The 22,731-nt window shown below is 61.0% G+C and carries 24 protein-coding genes (1 of these 24 only partly in view); 11 read left to right on the top strand and 13 right to left on the bottom strand.

The features are described 5' to 3' along the window. From AC2ISB_RS03785 to AC2ISB_RS03775, 3 genes are all read right to left on the bottom strand, one after another. Window positions 1-130: the start of a phosphatidylserine decarboxylase gene (locus tag AC2ISB_RS03785; RefSeq protein WP_339106979.1), read on the bottom strand. The gene continues 569 nt to the left of window position 1, outside the view; only the first 130 of its 699 coding nucleotides appear in the window; its start codon is at window positions 128-130; the stop codon falls past the left edge of the window. 208 nt (window positions 131-338) lie between these two features. Next, complete coding sequence (locus AC2ISB_RS03780) at window positions 339-1,274, bottom strand: class I SAM-dependent DNA methyltransferase (RefSeq protein ID WP_486576181.1); 936 nt, start codon at window positions 1,272-1,274, stop codon at window positions 339-341. A gap of 114 nt (window positions 1,275-1,388) precedes the next feature. Next, window positions 1,389-1,619 (bottom strand): sulfurtransferase TusA family protein, encoded by a 231-nt coding sequence (locus AC2ISB_RS03775; protein WP_406720540.1) that lies wholly within the window; start codon window positions 1,617-1,619, stop codon window positions 1,389-1,391. 133 nt (window positions 1,620-1,752) lie between these two features. Between AC2ISB_RS03775 and AC2ISB_RS03770 the strand changes: the two genes are divergently transcribed. The 4 genes from AC2ISB_RS03770 to AC2ISB_RS03755 all read left to right on the top strand — a co-directional run bounded on the left by AC2ISB_RS03770 (window position 1,753) and on the right by AC2ISB_RS03755 (window position 6,998). Continuing rightward, complete coding sequence (locus AC2ISB_RS03770; RefSeq protein WP_339106976.1) at window positions 1,753-2,511, top strand: cytochrome c biogenesis CcdA family protein; 759 nt, start codon at window positions 1,753-1,755, stop codon at window positions 2,509-2,511. Between the two features lie 228 nt (window positions 2,512-2,739). Beyond that, on the top strand, window positions 2,740-3,201 hold the full coding sequence (rplM, locus tag AC2ISB_RS03765) for a 50S ribosomal protein L13 (protein WP_339106975.1): 462 nt from the start codon (window positions 2,740-2,742) through the stop codon (window positions 3,199-3,201). A gap of 2 nt (window positions 3,202-3,203) precedes the next feature. Then, window positions 3,204-3,698: a 30S ribosomal protein S9 gene (gene rpsI / locus AC2ISB_RS03760; protein ID WP_339106974.1), complete on the top strand. Its 495-nt coding sequence runs from the start codon at window positions 3,204-3,206 to the stop codon at window positions 3,696-3,698. 567 nt (window positions 3,699-4,265) lie between these two features. Further along, entirely contained in the window at window positions 4,266-6,998 is a 2,733-nt protein-coding gene (locus AC2ISB_RS03755) for an Rne/Rng family ribonuclease (protein ID WP_486576178.1), read from the top strand. Between the two features lie 148 nt (window positions 6,999-7,146). Here the strand turns inward: AC2ISB_RS03755 and AC2ISB_RS03750 are convergent, their stop codons facing one another. From AC2ISB_RS03750 to purC, 6 genes are all read right to left on the bottom strand, one after another. Continuing rightward, on the bottom strand, window positions 7,147-7,533 hold the full coding sequence (locus tag AC2ISB_RS03750; protein WP_339106972.1) for a hypothetical protein: 387 nt from the start codon (window positions 7,531-7,533) through the stop codon (window positions 7,147-7,149). Between the two features lie 130 nt (window positions 7,534-7,663). Further along, on the bottom strand, window positions 7,664-8,992 hold the full coding sequence (locus AC2ISB_RS03745; protein ID WP_339106971.1) for a sigma-54-dependent transcriptional regulator: 1,329 nt from the start codon (window positions 8,990-8,992) through the stop codon (window positions 7,664-7,666). A 23-nt stretch (window positions 8,993-9,015) separates the two neighbouring features. After that, window positions 9,016-10,683, bottom strand: a complete 1,668-nt coding sequence (locus AC2ISB_RS03740; RefSeq protein ID WP_339109493.1) for an ATP-binding protein — start codon at window positions 10,681-10,683, stop codon at window positions 9,016-9,018. 160 nt (window positions 10,684-10,843) lie between these two features. Continuing rightward, on the bottom strand, window positions 10,844-11,512 hold the full coding sequence (gene purQ, locus AC2ISB_RS03735; protein WP_339106970.1) for a phosphoribosylformylglycinamidine synthase subunit PurQ: 669 nt from the start codon (window positions 11,510-11,512) through the stop codon (window positions 10,844-10,846). Window positions 11,513-11,585: 73 nt separating this feature from the next. Further along, window positions 11,586-11,825: a phosphoribosylformylglycinamidine synthase subunit PurS gene (gene purS, locus AC2ISB_RS03730; protein ID WP_339106969.1), complete on the bottom strand. Its 240-nt coding sequence runs from the start codon at window positions 11,823-11,825 to the stop codon at window positions 11,586-11,588. Window positions 11,826-11,943: 118 nt separating this feature from the next. Next, the gene (gene purC / locus AC2ISB_RS03725; protein WP_339106968.1) at window positions 11,944-12,705 is read right to left on the bottom strand and encodes a phosphoribosylaminoimidazolesuccinocarboxamide synthase; all 762 of its coding nucleotides are present in this window, start codon (window positions 12,703-12,705) and stop codon (window positions 11,944-11,946) included. 269 nt (window positions 12,706-12,974) lie between these two features. Here purC and AC2ISB_RS03720 point away from each other — a divergent pair, with 269 nt between their 5' ends. From AC2ISB_RS03720 to AC2ISB_RS03710, 3 genes are all read left to right on the top strand, one after another. After that, a complete protein-coding gene (locus tag AC2ISB_RS03720) occupies window positions 12,975-15,104 on the top strand; it encodes a phosphatidylglycerol lysyltransferase domain-containing protein (RefSeq protein ID WP_486576175.1) in 2,130 nt (709 codons plus the stop codon). Between the two features lie 95 nt (window positions 15,105-15,199). Continuing rightward, window positions 15,200-16,156 carry a betaine--homocysteine S-methyltransferase gene (gene bmt, locus AC2ISB_RS03715; RefSeq protein WP_339106966.1) on the top strand — a complete coding sequence of 319 codons (957 nt, stop codon included), beginning with the start codon at window positions 15,200-15,202 and terminating at the stop codon, window positions 16,154-16,156. Between the two features lie 267 nt (window positions 16,157-16,423). Next, entirely contained in the window at window positions 16,424-16,582 is a 159-nt protein-coding gene (locus AC2ISB_RS03710) for a hypothetical protein (RefSeq protein ID WP_339106965.1), read from the top strand. A 20-nt stretch (window positions 16,583-16,602) separates the two neighbouring features. Here the strand turns inward: AC2ISB_RS03710 and AC2ISB_RS03705 are convergent, their stop codons facing one another. From AC2ISB_RS03705 to tatA, 4 genes are all read right to left on the bottom strand, one after another. Then, window positions 16,603-17,400: an ATP-binding protein gene (locus AC2ISB_RS03705; RefSeq protein WP_339109492.1), complete on the bottom strand. Its 798-nt coding sequence runs from the start codon at window positions 17,398-17,400 to the stop codon at window positions 16,603-16,605. Window positions 17,401-17,694: 294 nt separating this feature from the next. Next, a complete protein-coding gene (gene tatC, locus AC2ISB_RS03700; protein ID WP_486576173.1) occupies window positions 17,695-18,558 on the bottom strand; it encodes a twin-arginine translocase subunit TatC in 864 nt (287 codons plus the stop codon). After that, a complete protein-coding gene (tatB, locus tag AC2ISB_RS03695; protein ID WP_406720535.1) occupies window positions 18,555-19,043 on the bottom strand; it encodes a Sec-independent protein translocase protein TatB in 489 nt (162 codons plus the stop codon). Before tatB ends, tatC begins: the two co-directional genes overlap by 4 nt. Window positions 19,044-19,071: 28 nt before the next feature. Then, on the bottom strand, window positions 19,072-19,299 hold the full coding sequence (gene tatA / locus AC2ISB_RS03690; protein ID WP_339106962.1) for a twin-arginine translocase TatA/TatE family subunit: 228 nt from the start codon (window positions 19,297-19,299) through the stop codon (window positions 19,072-19,074). A gap of 239 nt (window positions 19,300-19,538) precedes the next feature. On the opposite strand from tatA, the gene AC2ISB_RS03685 reads away from it, so the two are divergent. The 4 genes from AC2ISB_RS03685 (at window position 19,539) to serS (ending at window position 22,713) form a co-directional block, all read left to right on the top strand. Further along, entirely contained in the window at window positions 19,539-20,177 is a 639-nt protein-coding gene (locus AC2ISB_RS03685; RefSeq protein ID WP_339106961.1) for a MarC family protein, read from the top strand. Between the two features lie 91 nt (window positions 20,178-20,268). Further along, window positions 20,269-20,847: a retropepsin-like aspartic protease family protein gene (locus AC2ISB_RS03680; RefSeq protein WP_486576170.1), complete on the top strand. Its 579-nt coding sequence runs from the start codon at window positions 20,269-20,271 to the stop codon at window positions 20,845-20,847. A gap of 126 nt (window positions 20,848-20,973) precedes the next feature. After that, window positions 20,974-21,312 carry a metalloregulator ArsR/SmtB family transcription factor gene (locus AC2ISB_RS03675; RefSeq protein ID WP_339106959.1) on the top strand — a complete coding sequence of 113 codons (339 nt, stop codon included), beginning with the start codon at window positions 20,974-20,976 and terminating at the stop codon, window positions 21,310-21,312. 111 nt (window positions 21,313-21,423) lie between these two features. Continuing rightward, window positions 21,424-22,713, top strand: coding sequence for a serine--tRNA ligase (gene serS / locus AC2ISB_RS03670; RefSeq protein ID WP_406720533.1), 1,290 nt, complete (start codon window positions 21,424-21,426; stop codon window positions 22,711-22,713). Window positions 22,714-22,731: the final 18 nt, after the last annotated feature.

Below are 22,731 nucleotides of genomic sequence, written 5' to 3'. Positions count from 1 at the left end.
CGACCCCGATCCAGCCCAGAGGCTCGCAGATCAGGAAAAGGACCACAGTCACAGCCGCGAAGATCGCAACGAATTTGCGCCCCTCGCGGTGCATCGGCTTGATAAAGGTAGAAAGCATGGAGACGGACATGATGGCCCTTTCTTGTGTTTTTCCGACAGCTAGGAAAATCCGGGCGAATTTGCAAACCGTATCATGCAACCTATCACACGGGGGCCGGATCGCCCAGTCTCCGATCCGGCGAACGAGCAGAGCCCTGAACGGCCAAGAACAGCGCCACCGCGTCGTTGCGCGCCCTACACCGCTTTCGGTCGCGGCGACGGGGCATCCGGAGGCACAGTTACAGACACAGGGCGCGCATATCCGTTTCCTGCTGCGGAGATGTATCGGCACGACGCTGCGCCTGCACGATCAGGCCTTCGATAGGTGCCCCCCGATCCATCCGCAACCAGTCGGTGGTGATCGCCGCCTCGAAACCTGCCAGATCCAGCAACTCCGCCAGATGATGGCGCGAATGTGCGTAGCGGCGCGACGGGCGCAGAATATAGGCCTCGGGGCCGTCATGCAGCTCAACCGTAAAGGCAAACCGCCCGCCCGGACGAATCGCGGCCGACACCCAGCCGATAATCTGTTCCAGCGCCCCGATATAGGCAAAGACATCGGCGGCGGTGATCAGATCCCAGCGGCTCTCTTCGGGCATAAGGGCGGACAGGTCGCGCTTTTCGAGCGCGTGGTAACAGGCCTTGGCCCCGGCCTCGCGCAGCATTTCGGAGGAAATATCCCAGCCTTCGAGCCAGCCGCTTTTCGCAGCCAGTTCACGCCCCATCAGCCCTGTGCCACATCCCAGATCCAGCACCCGCTCGTACTGGCCTTGCAGGTCGCGGGCCAAAAGGGCGGGCGCGCGATAGTCGAGCTTGCTCAGCAGCGACTCCTCGAAGCCGGAGGCATATTGATCGAACAATGCCTCGACAAAGGCTGTCGGCATGGCATCGGAAAGCGAACGCGGATGCAGCAGATCCAGCCTGAGGCTTGCCCCAAGACGGTCTTCCGGATCCAGCTCCAGCACCCTCTCGAAAGCGGCCTCGGCCAGATCAAGGCCCGCATCGGCGCGGATTTCCCCCAGACGGAACCAGCCTGCAGCCCAGCGGGGCGCCCGTTCCAGCGCCTGCTGGTAAAGCTCTGCGGCGGCGGCCGGATCGGACGGCAGGTAGGATTCGGCATAATCTGCGCGGCGATCGGCCAGAAGATCGCCCGACGTCATTACAAGCGGTATCATGTCGGAAAAATCGCTCTATAGACGGAGTCACAGCTCCGCAATCGCGCTTTATGCCAGCCAGGATATAAGTCAATATGGTTCGGCAAGCCACAGATCATATCCGCGCGAGAGCGGTTATTTGCGCCGCACCAGATAGGCCAGAACCCCGTCGCGCTCTTCCGCCGAGATCATCTCGTGACCGGTCTGTGCGCAGAAATGCGGCACATCGACCCAAGAGGCACGATCGGTCGCCTCCAACAGCGCCACCGCCCCCGAAGGCAACCCTTCAAGCACCTTGCGCAAGCGCAGAACCGGCAAGGGGCACAACAAGCCCTTGGCATCTATCCATGTGGTATCGTCTTTCATGGGCGGCACAATGCGCAAGCTTGGCCCCCTTGTCCACTCGGAAGAGAACAGGCGAGGACAAAACATCATCCGCGCCGCATACCGCGCGAAAACGGGAAGTGACCCGCGCCGATTTCTATAGTATGGCCAAACCATGTTAGATGCACAGCTTGTCCTCGATGCCGCCTTCCTCCCTGCCCTGCTGATTGCGGTGCTCGCCGGAATATTGTCTTTCCTCAGCCCCTGCGTATTGCCGATCGTCCCCCCCTATCTGGCCTTCATGGGCGGGGTCTCGGTGTCGGACATGCAGGGCGGCACCTCGAAAGCACGTGGCAAGGTGGTGCTGGCGGCGGTCTTCTTCGTGCTCGGGCTGTCTACTGTGTTCTTGCTGATGGGGATTTCCGCCTCGGCGCTCGGACGCGCGCTTGGCCCCTATCAGGACTGGCTCACAAAAGCGGCTGCGGTGATCATCATGATCTTCGGCGCCCATTTCATCGGTATCTTCCGGATCGGCTTCATGGACCGCGAGGCGCGCTTCAATACCGGCGATACCGGCGGATCGGCTTTGGGGGCCTATGTGCTGGGGCTGGCCTTCGCCTTCGGCTGGACCCCCTGCCTCGGCCCGATCCTCGGAGCCATCCTCAGCGTTGCCGCCTCGGGCAATGATATCGGGCGCGGCGTCGGACTTCTGGCAGCCTATGCCATAGGCCTTGGCATTCCCTTCCTGCTGGTGGCCGCCTTTTTCCCGAGCCTGCAAGGCGTCATGCGCTGGATGAAGCGCCACATGGGCCGGATCGAAAAAATCTCGGGCCTGTTGCTATGGACGGTCGGGCTGATGATGCTGACCGGACAGTTCACCGATTTCAGCTACTGGCTTCTGGACACTTTCCCCGGCCTCGCGGCGATCGGCTGAAAGAACAAGGCGCGGCCCTCCGCGCATTTTTTGATGGCCCAGCCCTTTTCTGCGCCACGGATTCTGCCCAAGACCACCAAAAGCCTTGGAATTCATGGGGTATTTAAATACCTAAATTGCAAACCATTGTAATGCATGCATTTTATCAAGATAAAGAGGCTTGATTTTGATTTGAAGATCGTGGAAAAGCCCCCAATCTGAATTCACAACCCGTCAAGGGACGATCTTATGAACACCTATACCGCAAAACCGGCGGAGATCGAAAAGAAGTGGATCCTGATCGACGCTGAAGGCGTCGTTCTGGGCCGTCTTGCTTCGATCGTCGCAATGCGTCTGCGTGGCAAGCACAAAGCCACCTTCACGCCGCACATGGACATGGGCGACAATGTCATCATCATCAACGCCGACAAGGTGCAGATGACTGGCAAGAAGCGCGATGACAAAACCTACTACTGGCACACGAACCACCCGGGCGGGATCAAATCGCGCACCGCGCGTCAGATCCTCGAGGGCAACCACCCCGAGCGCGTCGTGATCAAAGCCGTAGAGCGTATGATCTCGCGTAACCGTCTGGGCCGCGCCCAGATGTCGAACCTGCGCGTCTATGCCGGTGCCGAGCACCCGCATGAAGCACAGTCGCCCGAAGTTCTCGACGTCAAGTCGCTGAACAAAAAGAACACCCGGAGCTAATCATGGCTGAAGAACTCAAATCCCTCGACGATCTGAAGTCGGCCGTATCGGGCGTTGAAGCTGCTGGCGAAACCACCGTTTCGATCAACCGCGAGCCCGTCCGTGACGCACAAGGCCGCTCCTACGCGACCGGCAAGCGTAAAGACGCAGTTGCCCGCGTGTGGGTCAAGCCGGGCACCGGCAAGATCACCGTGAACGGCAAAGAGATGAAGGCTTACTTCGCTCGCCCCGTTCTGCAGCTGATCGTGAACCAGCCCTTCGGTGTTGCTGGCGTTGAAGGCGAATTCGACGTTTACGCGACCGTTGTTGGCGGTGGTCTGTCGGGCCAAGCAGGTGCCGTGAAGCACGGTATCTCGAAAGCTCTGCAAGTCTACGAACCGGCACTGCGTCCGGCTCTGAAAGCTGCCGGCTTCCTGACCCGCGACTCGCGTGTTGTTGAACGTAAGAAATTCGGTAAGCGCAAAGCACGCCGTTCGTTCCAGTTCTCGAAGCGCTAATCTTCGCGAATATCCAATTCCGGAAAGGGCCTGCCATCGTGCGGGCCCTTTTCTATTGCGACACTCCCACCGCGAGAAACTGCCCGATTTATCGCCTTTAGCGGCATTGCCGATACTTTCTCACAACCGGGTAAGCCCTTGTTAACCATTCGTTGACGAAAAACAGATTGTGTTTTCCACAAGGCACCGTCTATTGTTGTTTTTATGTTGGTGTTCTGTCACGTCACGTGATCCCACCCACGGATTTCGCTGAATTCCGGCCGGTAAGGTCCGCGCGTCACTCGCGCGACCCCGTCCAGGATCAACCGATTGGCCGCAAGGCCGCACGCCACGCCGGGCAACCCCCTCAGGGAAGAACGGCATCAGTTTGGGCGCGGACCACAAGTCCTACCCCGCCTTTAGGATGAAACGCGATGACGCGACCGGATGGACCAAGGAAGATGTCGGGCAGGCTCTACGCCGCCGCCTTCCCTCTGGCGACGTGCGCTCTCGCCACAGAAACAGACCACAAAGCACAGTCGCCTGGCCTTGCCACGGCGCGCCGTTCTTTGCGGGAAAGCAGGATAAATGGCAAAGAAAATGCTCATCGATGCCACACACGCGGAAGAAACCCGCGTGGTGGTTGTGGACGGGAATAAAGTCGAAGAGTTCGATTTTGAGACGATAAACAAGCGCCAGCTTGCCGGAAATATCTATCTGGCAAAAGTGACGCGGGTCGAGCCTTCGCTACAGGCCGCCTTTGTGGATTACGGTGGAAACCGTCACGGGTTCTTGGCTTTCGCCGAGATCCACCCTGATTATTACCAGATCCCCACGGCAGATCGCGAAGCGCTTCTGGCGGAAGAGCGCGCCCTTGCGCAATCCGACGAGGACGAAGAAGAAAAACCGGCGCGCACGCGTCGTCGTCGCCGTTCGTCGCGCAGCGATGCTGCTGAAACGCAGCCTGCACAGGCCGAGGCGACCGCAGCAGACGAGACCCTGCGTTCGGAAGATATTCCCGGCATGGGCGTGGCCGATCCGTCAGAGGACAACCTCCATATCGAGGATCACGACACCCCCCAATCCGACGACGCCCCCCATGATGCGGCCGACGAGCAGGAAGACGACCACGGCTCGGAAAGCGATCATGACGATGACGACATCGAATCCGTCGCCGAAGAGGATGTGAGCGAAGAGATCCGCCGCCCGCGCAAGCCCCGCGCGCGCCGCTTCAAGATCCAAGAGGTCATCAAAGTCCGCCAGATCATGCTGGTGCAGGTGGTGAAGGAAGAGCGCGGCAACAAGGGGGCGGCACTGACCACCTATCTGTCGCTTGCTGGCCGCTACTGCGTGCTGATGCCCAATACCGCCCGCGGTGGTGGCATCTCGCGCAAGATCACCAATGCCGCCGACCGCAAGAAGCTGAAGGATATCGCCTCGGAACTCTCCGTTCCGCAGGGCGCGGGTCTGATCATCCGCACGGCAGGCTCGCAACGCACCAAGACCGAGATCCGCCGCGATTACGAATATCTTATCCGTATGTGGCAGCAGATCCGCGAACTGACCATGAAGTCGGTCGCCCCCGCCCCCATCTATGAGGAAGGCGATCTGATCAAACGCTCGATCCGCGACCTCTACTCGAAGGATATCGACGAGGTGCTGGTTGAAGGCGAGCGCGGCTATCGTGCGGCCAAAGACTTCATGCGGATGATCATGCCGTCCCATGCAAAGAACGTGCAGCATTATGCCGAGGCGCTGCCGCTTTTCGCGCGCTATCAGGTCGAGGGCTATCTGGCCTCGATGTTCAACCCCGTGGTGCAGCTGAAATCCGGAGGCTATCTGGTGATCGGCGTGACCGAGGCACTGGTGGCAATCGACGTGAACTCGGGCCGTGCGACCAAAGAGGGCTCCATCGAGGAGACCGCGCTGAAAACCAACCTCGAGGCCGCCGACGAGGTGGCCCGTCAGGTACGCCTGCGCGACCTTGCTGGCCTCATCGTCATCGACTTCATCGATATGGACGAGCGCAAGAACAACACCGCCGTTGAGAAACGGATGAAGGACAAGCTCAAGACCGACCGTGCCCGCATTCAGGTCGGCCGCATCTCGGGCTTCGGTCTGATGGAAATGTCGCGCCAGCGTCTGCGTCCGGGGATGATCGAATCCACTACGCAGCCCTGCCCGCATTGCCACGGCACCGGCCTCATCCGCTCGGATGACAGCATGGCGCTGCAGGTCCTGCGTGCGATCGAGGAAGAAGCCACCCGCAAGCGCGCCCGCGAGGTTCTGGTGCGCGTGCCTGTTGCCGTGGCCAACTTCCTGATCAACCAGAAGCGCGAACATATCGCCCTGATCGAGTCGCGCTACGGGCTTTCTGTCCGTATCGAGGCCGATCCGACGCTGGTCTCGCCCGATTACGTGATCGAGAAATTCAAAACCGCAACCCGTGTGGTGCCCGAAGCGGTGTCGAATGTGGTTCATGCCAGTGCAGAGTTCATGAGCGAGCTTGAAGAGCTGGATGCGGCTTTGGATGCGGAGATCGTCGAGGAAGACGAAGACGAGGCGCCCGAGGCTGCCACGGAAACGTCGACCGATGAAGGCCCGAAGAAGAAGAAGCGCCGCCGTCGTCGCCGTCGGAAATCGGGTGCGGATCAGCTCAATGATGAGGCTGAGACCGAATCTGACGAAGAGGACAGCGCCCCTGCGGCTGAGGCAGAGCCGGACGTCGCCGCAGAAGACGCCGAAGGCGAGGCCACGGCACCGGAAGCTGCAGAAGAGGCCCCCAAGCCCAAACGCAGCCGGTCGCGGTCGCGCCGCAAGCCCAAAGCCGAGGCTGAGGCTGAGGCTGAGGCTGAGGCTGAGACCAACGCCGAAGCGGGTGACAATGCGGCAGACACCACTGCCGAAGCAGAAACTGCGCCCGAGGCCACCGCGGAAGCAGAAGATACGCCCAAGCCCAAGCGCAGCCGGTCCCGCGCGCGTCGTTCGAAAAAGGACGAGACGCTCGCTGTCGAGGCTGAGGTTGAGGCTGTTGCAGCTCCGGCTTCCGGGACTGTTGCAGACACGGCCCCCGCCGCGGAGGCGGTAGCCTCTGTTCCGGAAGCCGATGCAGGTCTGGCAGAAATCGCCTCCCCTGCGGCACCGGTTGCCGAAGCCCCCGCCGCAGAGGCAGCGGTTGCAGAGGCAGCGGTTGGCGAGGTCATCACGGCACAGGCACCGGTCGCAGAACGCGCGAAGGAAAGCACAGCCGAACCCGAAGCCGCGCAGGCGGAAGCGGATAACGCGCCCAAACGCCGGGGCTGGTGGAACGTCGGCAACTAAGCCCCCAAAGGCTGCCAAAGGGCCTGAAGCATCCCTGCTTCAGGCCCTTTTTCTATGGCAGTCAGTGCGCCATGCCGGCCAGCAACGGTCCAGAATGCGGGGCTGCGACAGCCCCCTCGGCGGCATTGCAGACCGCCGTCGCAAAAACCTATTTGACGGCCCCGAGCCCGCGATCCTCTGCCGCCCCATCAAGCATATGCGTCATCTCTTCCACGCGCTCGAACCGTCCTTCGGGATCGCGCGTTGCAAACAGATAGACCTCCTGCACCACCTGATGCCCGTCGCGCTTGGTGGCGGAGACGATATGGCGGTCGGCATAGTTCAGGCCATCACTCACCTCGTCCAGAACCTCGATTTCCGCCGAGGCGACAAGCTCGCGAAGCTTCTGGACATGGAGACGGAATCCCTCCCGATCGTCCCAGACCCCATTGGTGCGCTGGCGATAGTTAGGGCTGAAATGACGGTCCAGCACTGCGTCAAGCGGCAGGTCCTGACGGTTCAGAAGATCGTCCAAAGCCGTTTTGATATCTGTCATTTTTCCTCGCACGGTAAACCCCTTCAGAGATTTGCGGGCAAACCGCCCCCCGTCAAGATGGGGAGGCGGAGGCGGAAAAACAATGCCGCAGGGCACGGCACAGATTGGCCGCCCCGCCAAAGGCCTGCGCTCAGAGATAATCCTGACGGGCCAGACCGTATTTGGCCATTTTCTCGTTCAGGGTCCGGCGCGGCAGACAGAGTTCTTCCATCACGCTGGCAATCGAGCCTTTATGGCGGCGCATGGTATTGTCGATCAGCATCTTCTCGAAATTCTCGACATATTCCTTGAGCGGCTTGCCCTCGGTGGTGATCGCCGGAATAGTGCTGTCATTGTCATCCGTCATCAACAGCGAGGCAATCGAACCCGAGCCGCGACGCGCCTGCAAAACGGCCCGCTCGGCAACATTGATCAACTGGCGCACATTGCCCGGCCAAGGGGCCTGGAGCAGCTGTGCGGCCTCTTGCGCGGTCAATTCGGGGGTGTCACAGCCATATTCATCCGCAAACTGCTCGGCCATCCGCGCGAAGATCGTCAGCACATCCTCGCCACGGTTGCGCAGGGGCGGCAGGGTGATTTTCAGGGCCGCCAGCCGGAAATAGAGATCGGGGCGCAGCACATCTTCCAGCGTCGTTCCCTCACCATGCTGGTTGCAAATCGCCACGATCCGCGTCTCCGCAGGCACGCCCTGCTCGGAGATGAAGGTCAGCAGACGGGCCTGCAAGGATTGCGAGAGCGCCTCGATATCCTCAAGGCAGAGCGTGCCGCCCCGCGCTTTCTCCACCAGCGGCAGACCGCTTTCGACAGGGCCGAACAGCTTGGTCGCCAGATCCTCCTCGGAATAGGCCGCGCAAGAAACGGTCACCATCGCCTTGCCCGCCCGCGAGCCCGTCGCATGCAGAGCATGGGCCACCAGCGTCTTGCCGGTGCCGGTCTCGCCATCGATCAGCACATGGCCATCGGCCTGACTGAGGTCGAGAATATCCTCGCGCAACCGCTCCATCGGTTCGGACGTGCCGATCAACTTGCCCATCATCTGTTCGCCATTGGCCAGATCCTTGCGGATCGCACGGTTTTCCAATGTCTGACGGCGGGCTTGGGTCGCGCGTTTGGCCAGTTCGTTCATCCGGTCGGGGTCGAAGGGCTTTTCAAGGAAATCCATCGCCCCCAGACGCATCGCTTCCACCGCCATCGGCACATCGCCATGACCGGTGATCATGATAACCGGCAAGCCACTATCAATGCCCATCAGCCGTTTGAGAAATTCCATCCCGTCCATGCCGGGCATGCGGATATCGGAAATCACGACACCGGGCCAATCGGCACCGATCTCTTTCAGCGCCGCCTCGGCACAATCGTAAGTTTCCGTGTCAAAGCCCGACAGGGCAAGCCATTGGCTGACGGATTGACGCATGTCTTCTTCATCATCGACAATTGCAATCTTCATCATTCGCGACATTTCGTTCTCCGTGGCGCGTTACGTCAAGCACGCTCTTCATCTGTTTTTGTTTCGTCCGACAGCAAGGGCAGACGCAGTTCGAACACCGCCCCGCCTGCTTCGGCATTTCGGGCCGTCAACCGGCCCCCGAGGTCACTGGCGATCGAGGAAGAAATCGCCAAACCCAATCCGGTTCCCTCTCCGGGCTTTTTTGTTGTCCAGAAGGGTTCGAATAGTTTTTCAAGATCCGCGATGCCCGGCCCGTTATCACGCACCGAAAGCACCGCCTGCGCCCCGTCCGAGAGCAGGATGTCGATCTGCGGCTCGGTCGTGGCTTTGGTGGCATCAAGCGCATTGCGCAAAAGGTTGATAATCACCTGTTCCAGCCGGATGCGATCGGCCATCACCATGACCGGATTACGCGGCAGGCTCCGCACGATCTGCACCGTGCGCGATTTCAACTGCGGCTCCATCATCGACAGCGCCGAAGACACCGCATCGCGCAGGTCCACAGGCTCGAAAGCGGTGCCCCCCTTACGCGCATAGGATTTCAGCTGGCGGGTGATCGCGCCCATCCGGTCGATCAGATCGTCGATCCGCTGGAAGCTCGTCAGGGCCTCGTCGCCGCGCTTGCGTTGCAGCAACAGACGCGCACCAGCCAGATAGGTCTTCATCGCGGCCAGAGGCTGGTTCAATTCATGGCTGACCGAGGCCGACATCTCGCCCAAAGCCGCCAGTTTCGAACTTTGCGCCAGCGTCTGCTCGGCCACGGCCAGCTCTTTCTGGGCCTTCTCGCGCTCGGCAATCTCACGGGTCAGGCGGGTGTTCAAGGCGCGCAGCTCTTTTGATTCCTGCCGCAATGCCACCGATTGCATCCGCGCCCTGCGCGACAGCCAGTAGAAGGCCAGCGCAAGAAAAATCGCAAAGCCCATGATCTCCAGTGCCAAGACGGCATTCACCCGCTCGCGCACGGAATCATAGGAGGTGAAGGCGGTCATCTTCCAGCCACGGAAAGGAATGCGGGTTTCGGTCTGCATCACACCGGCACCGCCGAGATAGGCATCGGGCGGCTCGTTGGCCAGATCGGCCGTCGCCTGAAGGGCCCGCTGGATCGCGGTCGGCGCATCCCGTGCGGCCAGCGCCTCGGCCATTGTCAGCCCGCGCCAGCGCGGCTCGGTGGTCAGGATGATCTTGCCTTCGCTATTGGTCACCGCCACGGCATCGGAAATCCCCGCCCAGGCCCGTTCGAATTTCGCCAGATCGGCCTCGACCACGATCACCCCCAAGGGGGTGCCGCCACTACTGAGCAGCCGTGAATAGTTGAACTCTGTGCCCGGCCCTTCCATCGCATCGGTGGTGAAGACCGTATCGCGCGACCGCTGGGCCTCCACGAAAAACGGCGCGGAGGCATAGCTGGTGCCGATCAGGTTGCGATTGGTCGCCGCGACCACGCGGCCCGACAGGTCCAGCAAACGGATCGACGCTGCGGACACATCATCGCGGGCCGAAATAAGCGCGGCCGATGTCTCGGAGAAATCACCGCTGGACAGAGATCGCGTCAGGGCCGGATCGCGGGCCAGCAGGAGCGGCACGATCGACATCCGCTGCAATTCCGAAATCAGGTTGCCCGTGTACAGCGCCAGACGCAATTCCGTGCGCACACGGGTGGTTTCGGTAAATCGCTGGGTCAGCCACGCATTGGTAAACCACATCGCGCCAGCGGCAAGGCACAGGATGCCAAAAACCGCCAGACGCACAAGAATGCGCCCGCGTCGGGTCCGATCGCGGGGCACAGTCTTTGTCTCGATGGTCAAGGTATGCGACATGCGCCAAATCTAGGCGAAGGCCTCAGGCGCAACAAGTCTCAAAGCTTCAGGCCGAGACAAGCCCGTCCAGCAAGGAGCGGAAAAGCGCCGCCCCGTCCGTACCGCCATGATTTGCATCCACCGCGCGCTCGGGGTGGGGCATCATGCCCAGAACCCGACGGTTTTCCGACAGGACACCGGCGATATCATCCACCGAACCATTGGGGTTGTCGCCATAGCGGAAGGCCACACGGTCCTCGCCCTGCAGCGCCTTCAACCCTTCGGCATCAATCTGGTAATTGCCATCGTGGTGGGCAATCGGGATCAGGATCTCCTGGCCTTTGGAATAGCCTGCGGTGAACACGCTGTCTTGGGTGGCAACGGTCAGCGGCACCGGCTTCGAGATATATTTCAGCCCGCCATTGCGCATCAGCGCCCCCGGCAGAAGGCGCATCTCGGTCAGCACCTGAAAGCCGTTGCAGACCCCGATCACGTAACCGCCCTTATGCGCGAATTCGACCAGCGCGCGCCCGATGGGCGACTGGGCCGCAATCGCGCCACAGCGCAGGTAATCGCCATAGGAGAAGCCGCCGGGCACGCCCACGACATCCACCCCTGCCGGCAATTCGGTTTCTTTGTGCCAAACACGAACAACCTCGGCTCCGGCTTTCTCGAAACCGACGATCAGATCGCGGTCACAATTCGATCCGGGAAAGGTGATGACGGCTGCCTTCATGGCGACGCTCCTGTCTTACAGCTGCGCTAGAGTTGCAAAGGGGGGACGCGCCGCGCCCTCCCCGACTGTCTTCTCAGACGATTTCGACCGTGTATTTCTCGATCACGGTATTGGCCAGAAGCTTCTCGCACATGGACTGCACTTCGGCTTCTGCGGCAGCCTTGTCGGCGGCCTTCAGGTCAAGCTCGATCACTTTGCCTTGGCGCACGCCTTCCACGCCGGCAAAACCAAGCGCACCAAGCGCGTGGCGAACGGCCTCACCCTGCGGGTCCAGAACCCCATCCTTCAGCATCACGTGAACGCGGGCTTTCATCGGTGTCATCCTCTGCAAGTCTTAGGGCAGCGTGCTGCCTTTGGTCATCGGAGACCGGCATGCCGGTCCCCATTCAGTCTGTGTCGGTCCCACCAATCAGATGCAGACCGCGGTGTGGTCAATTAATCAGCGTGGGCTTGGAGCCATTGCCCTGCTCGGGCAGCACGCCCAGACGACGGGCGACTTCGCTATAGGCATCGGTCAGGCTGCCCAGATCGCGGCGGAACACATCCTTATCAAGATGCGCGCCGGTTTTGACATCCCACAGGCGGCAGCTGTCGGGGCTGATCTCGTCGGCCACGATCAGACGCATGAAATCGCCTTCCCAGATACGACCGATCTCGATCTTGAAGTCGATCAGCTTGATGCCGACCCCAAAGAAGATGCCCGACAGGAAGTCATTCACCCGCAGCGCCAGCGCCACGATATCGTCGAGATCCTGCTGATTGGCCCAGCCGAACGCCACGATATATTCTTCCGGCACCAGCGGGTCGCCAAGCGCGTCGTTCTTGTAGCTATATTCCACGATCGGGCGCGGCAGCGGCGTGCCTTCTTCCAGACCCAGACGCTTGGCAATCGAACCGGCGGCAAAATTGCGCACGATCACTTCCAGCGGCACAACCTCGACCTGACGGATCAGTTGCTCGCGCATATTGAGGCGGCGGATGAAGTGGTTCGGGATGCCGACATTGGTCAGACCGTTCATGAAGAACTCCGACAGGCGGTTGTTCAGAACCCCTTTCCCGTCGATCACGTCCTTCTTCTGAGCGTTAAAGGCCGTCGCATCATCCTTGAAATACTGGACCAGTGTTCCCGGTTCCGGGCCTTCGAACAGGATCTTCGCTTTGCCTTCGTAAATCTTTTTGCGCCGGGGTGCCATGTGCTCTCCACTCGGATAATGACCCGGACGCGCCCCATGCGCGCCAATCGGACATGCGGGCAAACCTATGCCCTTTCTCGCCCCTATAGGCCAAGCCCTCTTTCGCCGCAAGCCTGCAACGCAAACCAAAGGTTCCGCACTTGGCATTTCCGGCGCTTTGTGACGCGCGACGCGCAAAAACAGCACAACCCGTAGCAGTGTGTTATGAACGTTAAGCTCGTGTAAGGGCCTTCGCCCTAGTCTCGCTCTCGCGAAACGGAGGACGAGTGATGCGTCATTACGGAAAAATTGCCGGACAACAGGCATCAGAAGCAAAAGCATGGCTGGACAGGACCGTTTTGGATGCCCGAAGCCATGACATCGCGCTGCCCGCCCCTGATCTCTCCGATCCGTCCTATGCCGAACGCCATCCGGAGGCGATGATCATGGCCGAAACCGCACGTCTTCTAGAGGCGGATGGCCCCGCCGAGGCATTGGCGGATCCGGCAGAGATTCCGGCCAAGACGCAGTCTCTGGCATGGGGCAAAGCGGTGCGGCGGCAACTGGCCGCGATTGTGATGCTGGCGGCTTTTGCATGGGTTCTGCGCGACCGTGTAACCGGGCTCGATTATACGGCGATTCTCTCCTCGCTCACGCAGGTCTCCGCCTTGCAATGGATGGGCGCGATGCTTGCGACATGTCTCTCCTTTGCGGCACTGGCCAATTATGACGCGCTGATCCACAAGATCATGGAGACCGGCCAGCACGACCAGCAGGCCAGACGCGCAGGCTGGGTATCGATCGCGATCTCGCAGACCGTGGGCTTCGGTCTGATTTCCGGCGCACTTGTGCGCTGGCGGATGCTGCCCGGCTTCTCGATGATCGAAGCCTCTAAGATGACGGCCATGGTCGCTGCGACCTTTCTGGCAGGCTGGGCGGTCGTCACGGCGATCGTGGTCATCATCACGCCCGTGCAGCTGCCGGGCCTGCCCGTTTTTGCCCTACAGGGTTTTGCCCTTCTGGGGCTGTTTCTGGGTGGCGGTGTGGCCGCACTTGCGCTGTGGAACCCTGTCGTCAAGATCGGAAAATGGCAGCCGCGCCTGCCCAGCCTGCCGATCATGGGGCGGATTCTGTGGCTGACCGTCCTCGACACCGCTTTTGCCGCGCTTGCGCTCTGGGTTTTATTGCCCGCTGAAACCGTGCACCCGCTGGTGGCGCTATATCCGGCCTTTCTGCTGGCATTGGGTGCGGGCTTCATTTCCGGCACGCCGGGCGGGGTCGGGCCGTTCGAGGTGACGCTTCTGATGCTGCTGCCCGGAGCCGAGCAGGCCCCGCTTCTGGCCGCTATCGTGGCGTGGCGCGTTGTGTATTACGGTGCGCCCGCAGCCTTGGCCCTCGGCATGCTGGCACTTGGCGCGCCGGTAAGGCATCTGCCGCCGCGCGGGCGCCTGGTGCCTGCCGCCCGTGAATTCACCCCCCGCATCGCCGCTCTGGCAGCGCAAAGCCCCCATGCCGAATTCGGCATTCTCCGTCAGGGCGAACATTTCGTTCTGCTGGGCGAGAACATGCGCTCGGGCTGGATGATCGGCCAGACACAGCAGGCCTTGGTGGGGCTGCGCGATCCGGTCGGGACGCACTCCCTGCCGGAAATGTTGCGCAGCCTCAGGATCGAGGCCCGCGATCAGGGACGATTGGCCTGCCTTTACAAGATCAATGCGCGCACGGCACTAGAGGCCCGCAGGGCGGGCTGGGCGGTGACGCCTGTCGCGCAGGAATGCTGGCTGCGTCCAGACCGGTTTTCCCTTGATGGTCCCGCCCTATCGGGCCTGAGGCGCAAGTTGCGCAAAGCCAAAAAAGCGGGGGTGGAATGCCTTCACTGTATTGACGAGATGCCGCTCGCGCAGATGACGGAGGTCGCGGCAGAATGGGCCCTCGCCCGCGGCGGCGAAAGGGGCTTTTCCATGGGGCGCTTTGACGCCGGATATGTCAGCGGCCATGAGGTCATTCTGGCCTGGCATGCAGGGCGATTGGTGGGGTTTGCCAGTTTCCATAGCAACAGCCACGAATGGGCTCTGGACCTGATGCGCACAACCGATGACGCGCCGGATGGCACCATGCACCAACTGATCGTCACAGCGATAGAGGCGGCACGGGCGGAAAACTGCCCGCGCCTGTCTCTCGCCGCGCTCCCTCCCCGCCCGGATCAGATCGAAGGACCTGCGGCGATGATCTGGCGGCGCGCGGAAAAAGGACGGGGAGCCGTCGGGTTGCGCCAGTTCAAAATGGGGTTTGCCCCCCAGTTGAGCACACTTTATATTGCCGCCCCCTCGCGATCGGCCCTTGCCCTTGCGGCGGCCGATATCGCGCGGATCATCCGCAAGCCACCGCCCCTGCCGCAGACATCTATCCACAGGGAGTGAATTGAACTCGGCGCCCTTGCGTGGCAAGTGGAGCACGCAGCGCGGGTCCCTGATGGCCTCCGGCTGCCCTGCGCATCTGACGGACGAGTGGTACCATGACCAAGCGATTACAGCAGCTCCTTGCAGAGAACGATACTCTGCTCGCGGATGCTGCAACCGGCACGACCCTGTTCAATATGGGGCTGCCCGCCGGCCATCCCGCCGAGCTATGGTCTGTGGAACATCCGGAGCATGTCACGGCCCTTCATCAGGAGGCGCTGGAAAATGGCGCGCAGATCCTGTGCACCAACAGCTATGGCGGCAATCGCTGCCAGCTTGAACGTTTCGGACGTGGCGCACAGGCCCCGCTGCTGGCCACCGCAGCGGCCCGACTGGCGCGCAAGATTGCCGATCAGGCCCCCGACCCTGTGATCGTGGCAGGGTCCATCGGACCGACGGGCGAGATTTTTGCCCCGATGGGGACGATGACCCGCCAACGCGCCGTCGAGATCTATACGGAGCAGGCGCGCGCCTTGCGCGAAGGTGGGGTCGATCTGCTATGGTTTGAAACGCTTTCCTCCCTCGAGGAGGTCCATGTTGCAGAAATCGTCGCACGCGACTGCGCGATGGAATGGTGCATCAGCATGAATTTCGACACTGCCGGACGTAGCATGATGGGGGTCAGCCCCACCGAGTTCACCCGCAAGCTGGACAAGCTGGCATATAAACCCGTGGCCGCCGGAGCGAATTGCGGCATGGGGGCATCGGATCTTTTGCGCAGCATTCTGGAAATGGCCGCCAGCGGAACGGATATCCCGCTGATTGCGAAGTCGAATGCCGGCGTCCCCCATTTCCATCATGGGGAGCTGCACTATACCGGCACGCCAGAGTTAATGGCCGAATATGCCTTGATGGCGCGGGATTGCGGCGCACGGATCATCGGCGGTTGCTGCGGCACTCAGGGCGCACATCTGGCAGCCATGCGCGACGCCCTTGCCCGCACGCCGAAATCCTCACGTCCAACGCTGGATCAGATCGCGCAGGCTCTGGGCCGGTTTTCGAACGGCGCATAACGGCGCCGCGATCTGCGGACCTGAGGCTGACCGCTTCCGGCAGAGGCCCGCAGCATACGGCTCCCCAAGCCCCCCAGAGCCCAAACTCACCGTCAGGCCGATTCTGTCACACTTTTGAAACGCCGCCGGACTGCACAAGCACTAGGCGTTTCACGGGCCAAATCACTGCATATTGCAATTTTGTGATATTTTTAGATCTTATCATGGCGCGACCCATCTTTTCCTTAACCTTTTGCCGTCCCATATTGGAAAGGTAAGGAGAAACCGATGCCGTTACCAACCTTCCTCTTGCTCATCCTGGCCGTGCTTGTCGCAGCCGGAGCAACCTTGTGGTTCGCCATTTCGGCAGGGATCCCCGCCCCCGCCGTCGCATTGGTTTTGCTGGGCTGCGTCGGAGTGGCGCGGCTGATGGAGCGGATCGAGTAATCCGCTCCTCCCCCCTTTGATCACAGGGCAACGCCCTGACGACCTGCGAGATCGGTCACGAACTGCCATGCCACGCGCCCCGAACGTGACCCGCGTGTGGCCTGCCACTCGATTGCTTCCGCCCAAAGCGCCTCATCCGAAATCGTAAGACCGTAACGGTCGCAATAGGCGCGGATCATCTTGAGATAATCGTCCTGCGAACAGGGATGGAAGCCCAGCCACAGACCGAACCGGTCGGACAGGGACACTTTCTCTTCCACCGCCTCGCCCGGATTGATCGCGGTAGAGCGCTCGTTCTCGATCATATCGCGCGGCATCAGATGGCGGCGGTTCGAGGTTGCGTAAAGAATGACATTTGACGGGCGCCCTTCGATCCCGCCATCCAGAATGGCCTTCAGAGATTTGTAATGCCGGTCATCGTGATCGAAGGACAGATCATCACAAAACAGGATGAAGCGGATTTCGGGAGCCGCGCGCAGATGCGCCAGCAGACGCCCGACAGAAGGCAGATCGTCGCGCGACAGCTCCACCAGTTTAAGCGGCAAGCCCTGTTTGACGGCCTGCGCATGGGCCGCCTTCACCAGAGACGACTTGCCCATACCGCGCGAACCCCAAAGCAGGGCGTTATTGGCCGCCGCCCCGCGCGCGAATTGCAACGTGTTCGTCAGCAGGATATCGCGGGACCGGTCGATGCCCTGCAGCAGATCGAAATCCACCCCATTGACCTCGGCCACCGGATCCAGCCGGTCAGGAGACGTGCGCCACGCGAAAGCGGTCGCGGCGGCAAAGTCGGGGGCAGGCATCGGCGCAGGCGACATGCGTTCAAGCGCCTCCGCGATGCGGGTCAGGGCGTCTTGCCCGCCTTGCGGAGTCACGCTTGACAGATAGTCCAGAATGCGCCCCTCCTCGGCATCTTGCAGCGGGCGCTGGCCATCAAGAAACTGGACCAGAATATCCTCGCGCAGCCCCGTCGCCGTGCCCAGATCCTGATTGGTCAGGTTACGGCGCGCCAATTCGTATTTCAGGTCATTGCGGTGCATGGGATCGTCCTTCGAAAATGAACCCCGGACATGGCAAGCATCTCCGGGGCGATAAATCTGTCAGTGCAAAGTTCAGGAGGATTTGTTCTCGGGGTCCTCGTCGTCCTCGTCATCCTCTTCGACCCATGTCCCCTCCGCCCGCATCCGCGCTTCGCGGTTACGCTCGATCCGGCGCACAAGGAAGATCGACACCTCGTAAAGACCGTAGACGACCGTGAACAGGATCACCTGCGAAATGACATCAGGCGGGGTCGCGATAGCTGCCACGATCAGGATGGCCACAACCGCATATTTGCGCACGCTGCCCAGACCAGCCGCAGAGACCAGCCCCGCCTTGCCCATCAGGGACAGCAAAACCGGCAACTGGAAACAGATCCCGAAGGCCATCACGAATTTCACGGTCAGCGACAGGTATTCCTGCACCGAGCCCTGAAAACCGATAGCGGCCATATCATTGGCCGCGGCCCCGTCGGGAGTAAATCCGCCCTGCTGGAAGCCGAGAAAGAAATTGAACGCAAGCGGCAGGATCACGTAATAGGCAAAAGCCGCGCCGGCAAAGAACATGATCGGCGAGGCGATCAGGAACGGCAGAAACGCGTTTTTCTCAGAGCGATAGAGCCCCGGTGCCACGAAACGCCACATCTGGTAGGCGATAATCGGGAAAGACAGGGCAAACCCGCCCATGAACGAGATCGTCACCGCGACGAAGAAGCCTTCCTGCAGCTTGATCAGATAGAGCCCGCAATGCTGGCCGCGATCCGCCAGAGCATGGCAGATCGGATGGGTCAGGAAGTTGAAGATCGGGTTCCAGACGGCATAGCAGGCCACCATCGCCACAACGAAAGCGGCCAGCGAATACAGGATACGCGTGCGCAATTCGGCAAGGTGTTCGATCAGCGGCGCTGCGCTGTCTTCAATATCGTTCTCGGCGCTCATGGCGTCTCTTTTCTTTCCGCGCCCCGATCCTGCGCCGCAACCGGCGCATCGGTGGCCGGTACCTCGGCAGGGTGGCTCGGCGCTGCGATCTCGGGCTCGTCCGCAAGCTCGGACGGGTCGATTTGCGCCGCCAGATTGGGATCAGGCTCGGCCACGGGGGCCGTGGCCTGCTCTGCCGCTTGCGGGCTGGTGGCCGCTTTGGGCAGGCCGGGCTGCCATTTCTCGAACTTCTCGGTCGCGCGTTCCAGCGCATCCAAGCCCAGAGCCTTCTTGGACGTCAGCCCTTTCAGCTCTTTGGAGGTTTCGGCAAGACCGGCCTGATCTGCCGCATCCTCCATCGCCCGCGAGAACTCGCGGGCCATCGCCTTGGCCTTCCCTGTCAGACGCCCGAGGGTCCGGAACATGACAGGAAGATCCTTCGGCCCGACGACGATCAAGGCGACCACGCCGATAACCAGAAGTTCGCTCCAACCGATATCAAACATTCAGGGCCTCCAGCCGCTGTCTCGCAGCTCAGACCTTGTCTTTCTTGTCCTCGGGGGTCACATCACGCGCCTCGGTGCGTGAGGGGTCGTTGCTGGCATCCTCGATCTCGTTCGAGCTGTCCTTCACCCCTTTTTTGAAGGCCGTAATGCCCTTGCCGACTTCGCCCATCAAAGACGAGATCTTGCCGCGTCCAAACAGGACAAGAACCACAACAGCGATCAGAAGAAGGCCCGGAAGGCCGATATTGTTCAGCATAGTCTACTCCACACGCAGGGCCAGCCACCACAGGTCGGGGACAGGCCAATCGGACACCACGTTTATGGCCTCCGGTTCCTCAATCAAAGCCCCAATCGTTCCCGTTGACGTGAATTTTAAGCAACATGTGGAAATTCGCACGATTTATAAGCAGTGCCCGTGACATATCTTTGCCGGCATGCTACCGGCAAGGCAGTCTTCATGCCATAATTCTGGCATCCATCTTTTCCGGGGGTCTTATGGCTGTCGCCGACTATCTTACCGCTTTTGTCACGCTGTTTGTGGTTATTGACCCTATCGGCCTTGCACCGGTCTTTATGGCCCTTACCAGCGGCGTGCCCACCCAGAAGCGGCGCGGGATCGGTTTTCGCGCCGTGGCCATCGGGGCGGTGCTGCTGACGCTGTTCGGGCTGTTCGGGCAGAATATCCTTGACGGGATCGGCATCTCGATGCCCGCCTTCCGCATTGCGGGTGGGGTACTGCTGTTCCTGACCGCGCTCGACATGCTCTTCGAGCGGCGCACCAAGCGGCGGCAGGATCAGGGCGAGGAACATGCGCAAGACCCCGATCACGACGATCCGTCGGTCTTCCCGCTGGCAACCCCGCTGATTGCCGGACCGGGGGCGATGGCCTCGATGATCCTGCTGACAGGGCAAGGCGATGGCACAGCGCTGCATACGATCGCCATTCTGGGCGTCATGCTGGCGGTGCTGCTGTGCGTGATGGCCTCTTTCGCCATTGCCGCCCCTGTCGAGCGCCTGCTGGGGCGCACCGGCGTGATGGTGGTGACACGGCTGCTGGGGATGCTGCTGGCCGCGCTTGCGATCCAGTTCATGCTGGACGGGCTGCACAAAGCTGGCCTCAGCGGCATTCTCTAAGCGATTACAGGCACAAGCCCCCGACCAAAAGACCGGCGCCAGACTGAAGAAGGCACTGGCATTTCCGCCCTGTGCCCGCCATATATATCCGATGACCGGAGATGATATTGGCCAGCTTGTCTATCTTGTTCTGCTGCTGACAGTGGTTGGCGGCTATGTCATGTTCGATTTCAGGCACAATCTCTCGCGCAGGCTGCAGCAGCTTGCGATCTGGGCGCTGATCTTTCTGGGCGTCCTCGCCGCTGTCGGGCTGTGGGCCGACATCCGCAGCACCGTCCTGCCCAGCCAGAAAGTCGTCGCCGAAAACCGCATCGAGGTCCCCAAAGCGCCGGACGGGCATTTCTACCTGACCGCGAAGGTCAATGGCAAACCGATCCGCTTTATCGTCGATACCGGCGCCACGACCATCGCCCTCAGCCGCGAGGATGCCCGAAAGGCGGGCATCAACACCAGCGATATGGCCTTTATCGGGCGGGCGAGCACGGCCAATGGCATGATTCGCACCGCCCCCGTCCGGCTTGCCACAATGGATCTGGGCCCGATCCACGACACCAACGTCCCCGCAAGTATCAACGCCGCCGAGATGGACGGCTCGCTGCTGGGGATGACCTATCTCAGCAAATTCGCCCGTATCGAACTGAGTGCGGACAAACTTATTCTTGAGCGCTGAACTAAGGATTTGCGATCAAACGAATTTGACGTTAATTTGCATCGTATTATCTAATTAAAAAGTTTCTGGTAACGAACGCAGTATGCGATTGCGTTTATGATACCTATGAAAGAAGGATCGCGCCTTATGGTCTCGGTTTTAGATACAGAAAAAGTAGAGAATGGCGCCAAACTGTCCCCCGAGGAAATGACCGGAAGGGCACAAGAGGCAGCAGGGCTGCTGAAAGCCCTGTCCCATGAGGGACGGCTGATGATCCTGTGCCACCTGACCGAGGGCGAACGCTCGGTGAGCGATCTGGAAAACCTGCTGGGCGCGCGTCAGGCTGCGGTAAGCCAGCAACTGGCGCGACTGCGTCAGGATGGCCTTGTCGAAACCCGTCGGGACGGGAAAACCATCTTTTATTCGATCCGTGACGAACGTGTGAAACGCCTTCTGACCACGATGTACGAGCTCTTCTGCGCCTGAAGTTGCGCCCTACGCGCCACGTTTGTGCAATTCGCTGTTTTGCCGACCTTTCCCCGAGACTCAAATCGGGATAAAGCCAGAGGCGCAATCACAGCGAGTTAGAGGACCGTCATGCACGACATTCGCGCGATCCGTGAAAATCCCGAAACCTTCGATGCTGCTCTGGCACGCCGCGGGCTGGAGCCGATGTCGGCGCAGATCCTCTCGATCGACGAGGCCCGCCGCAAGGCCATCCAGACCGCCGAGGAAGCCAAGGCCGAACAGAATGCCGCCTCCAAGCAGGTCGGCGCAGCCAAGGCCGCAGGCAATGACGCCGAATTCGAGCGTCTGCGCGCGCTGGTTGCGGACAAGAAAGCCGAAGTGGCGGCCATGCAGACCGAGGCTGGCGCCAAGGATGCGGAGCTGCGCGATCTGCTGATGACCATCCCCAATATCGTGCTCGACGAGGTGCCGCAGGGCGCGGACGAGGACGACAATGTGGAAATCCGCAAATGGGGCGACGTTCCGAGCTATGGCTTTGCGCCGAAAGAACATTACGAGCTGTCCGGCGTGGGCGCGAATATGGATTTCGAAGTGGCGGCCAAGCTGTCCGGCTCGCGCTTTGTGGCGCTGCGTGGCGGTGTGGCCCGTGTCCACCGTGCATTGGCGCAATACATGCTGGATCTGCATGTCGATACGCATGGGCTGGTCGAGAATATCACGCCCGTTCTGGTGCGTGACGAAGCGATGCTGGGCACCGGCCAGCTGCCGAAATTCTCGGAAGACAGCTATCAGACGACCAATGGCTGGTGGCTGATCCCCACCGCCGAGGTGACGCTTACCAATTTCGCCAGCGGCGAAGTCTGGGACGAAGCCACCCTGCCCCGCCGCTATGTCGCCCATACCAACTGCTTCCGTTCGGAGGCAGGCTCTGCGGGTAAGGACACCTCGGGCATGCTGCGCCAGCACCAGTTCGAGAAGGTCGAGATGGTCACCATATGCCATCCCGAAAAAGCCATCGAAGAGCATGAGCGCATGGTGACCTGCGCCGAAGCCGTGCTGGAAGGTCTGGGCCTGCCCTATCGCCGGATCATCCTATGCACCGGCGATATCGGCTTTGGCGCGCAGAAAACCTATGATCTCGAAGTCTGGCTACCGGGGCAGAACACCTATCGCGAGATCTCTTCCGTCTCCACCTGTGGCCAGTTTCAGGCCCGCCGCATGAACGGGCGCTTCAAGCCCGCCGATGGTGGCAAGCCCGAATTCCTTGCCACGCTGAACGGTTCGGGTCTGGCCGTGGGGCGCTGCCTGATCGCCGTTCTGGAAAACGGCCAGCAGGAAGATGGCTCGGTGGTTCTGCCCGAGGCTCTGCACCCCTATCTGGGCGGCAAGACCAAACTGGTAGAGGGCGCCCTCGTCTGAGGCATTCCGCCAAGGCTG

It is taken from the genome of Thioclava sp. NS-SX20, from assembly GCF_057380695.1.
The sequence above is the reverse complement of the archived record's forward strand: the minus strand, read 5'-3'. Positions and strand labels throughout refer to the sequence as shown.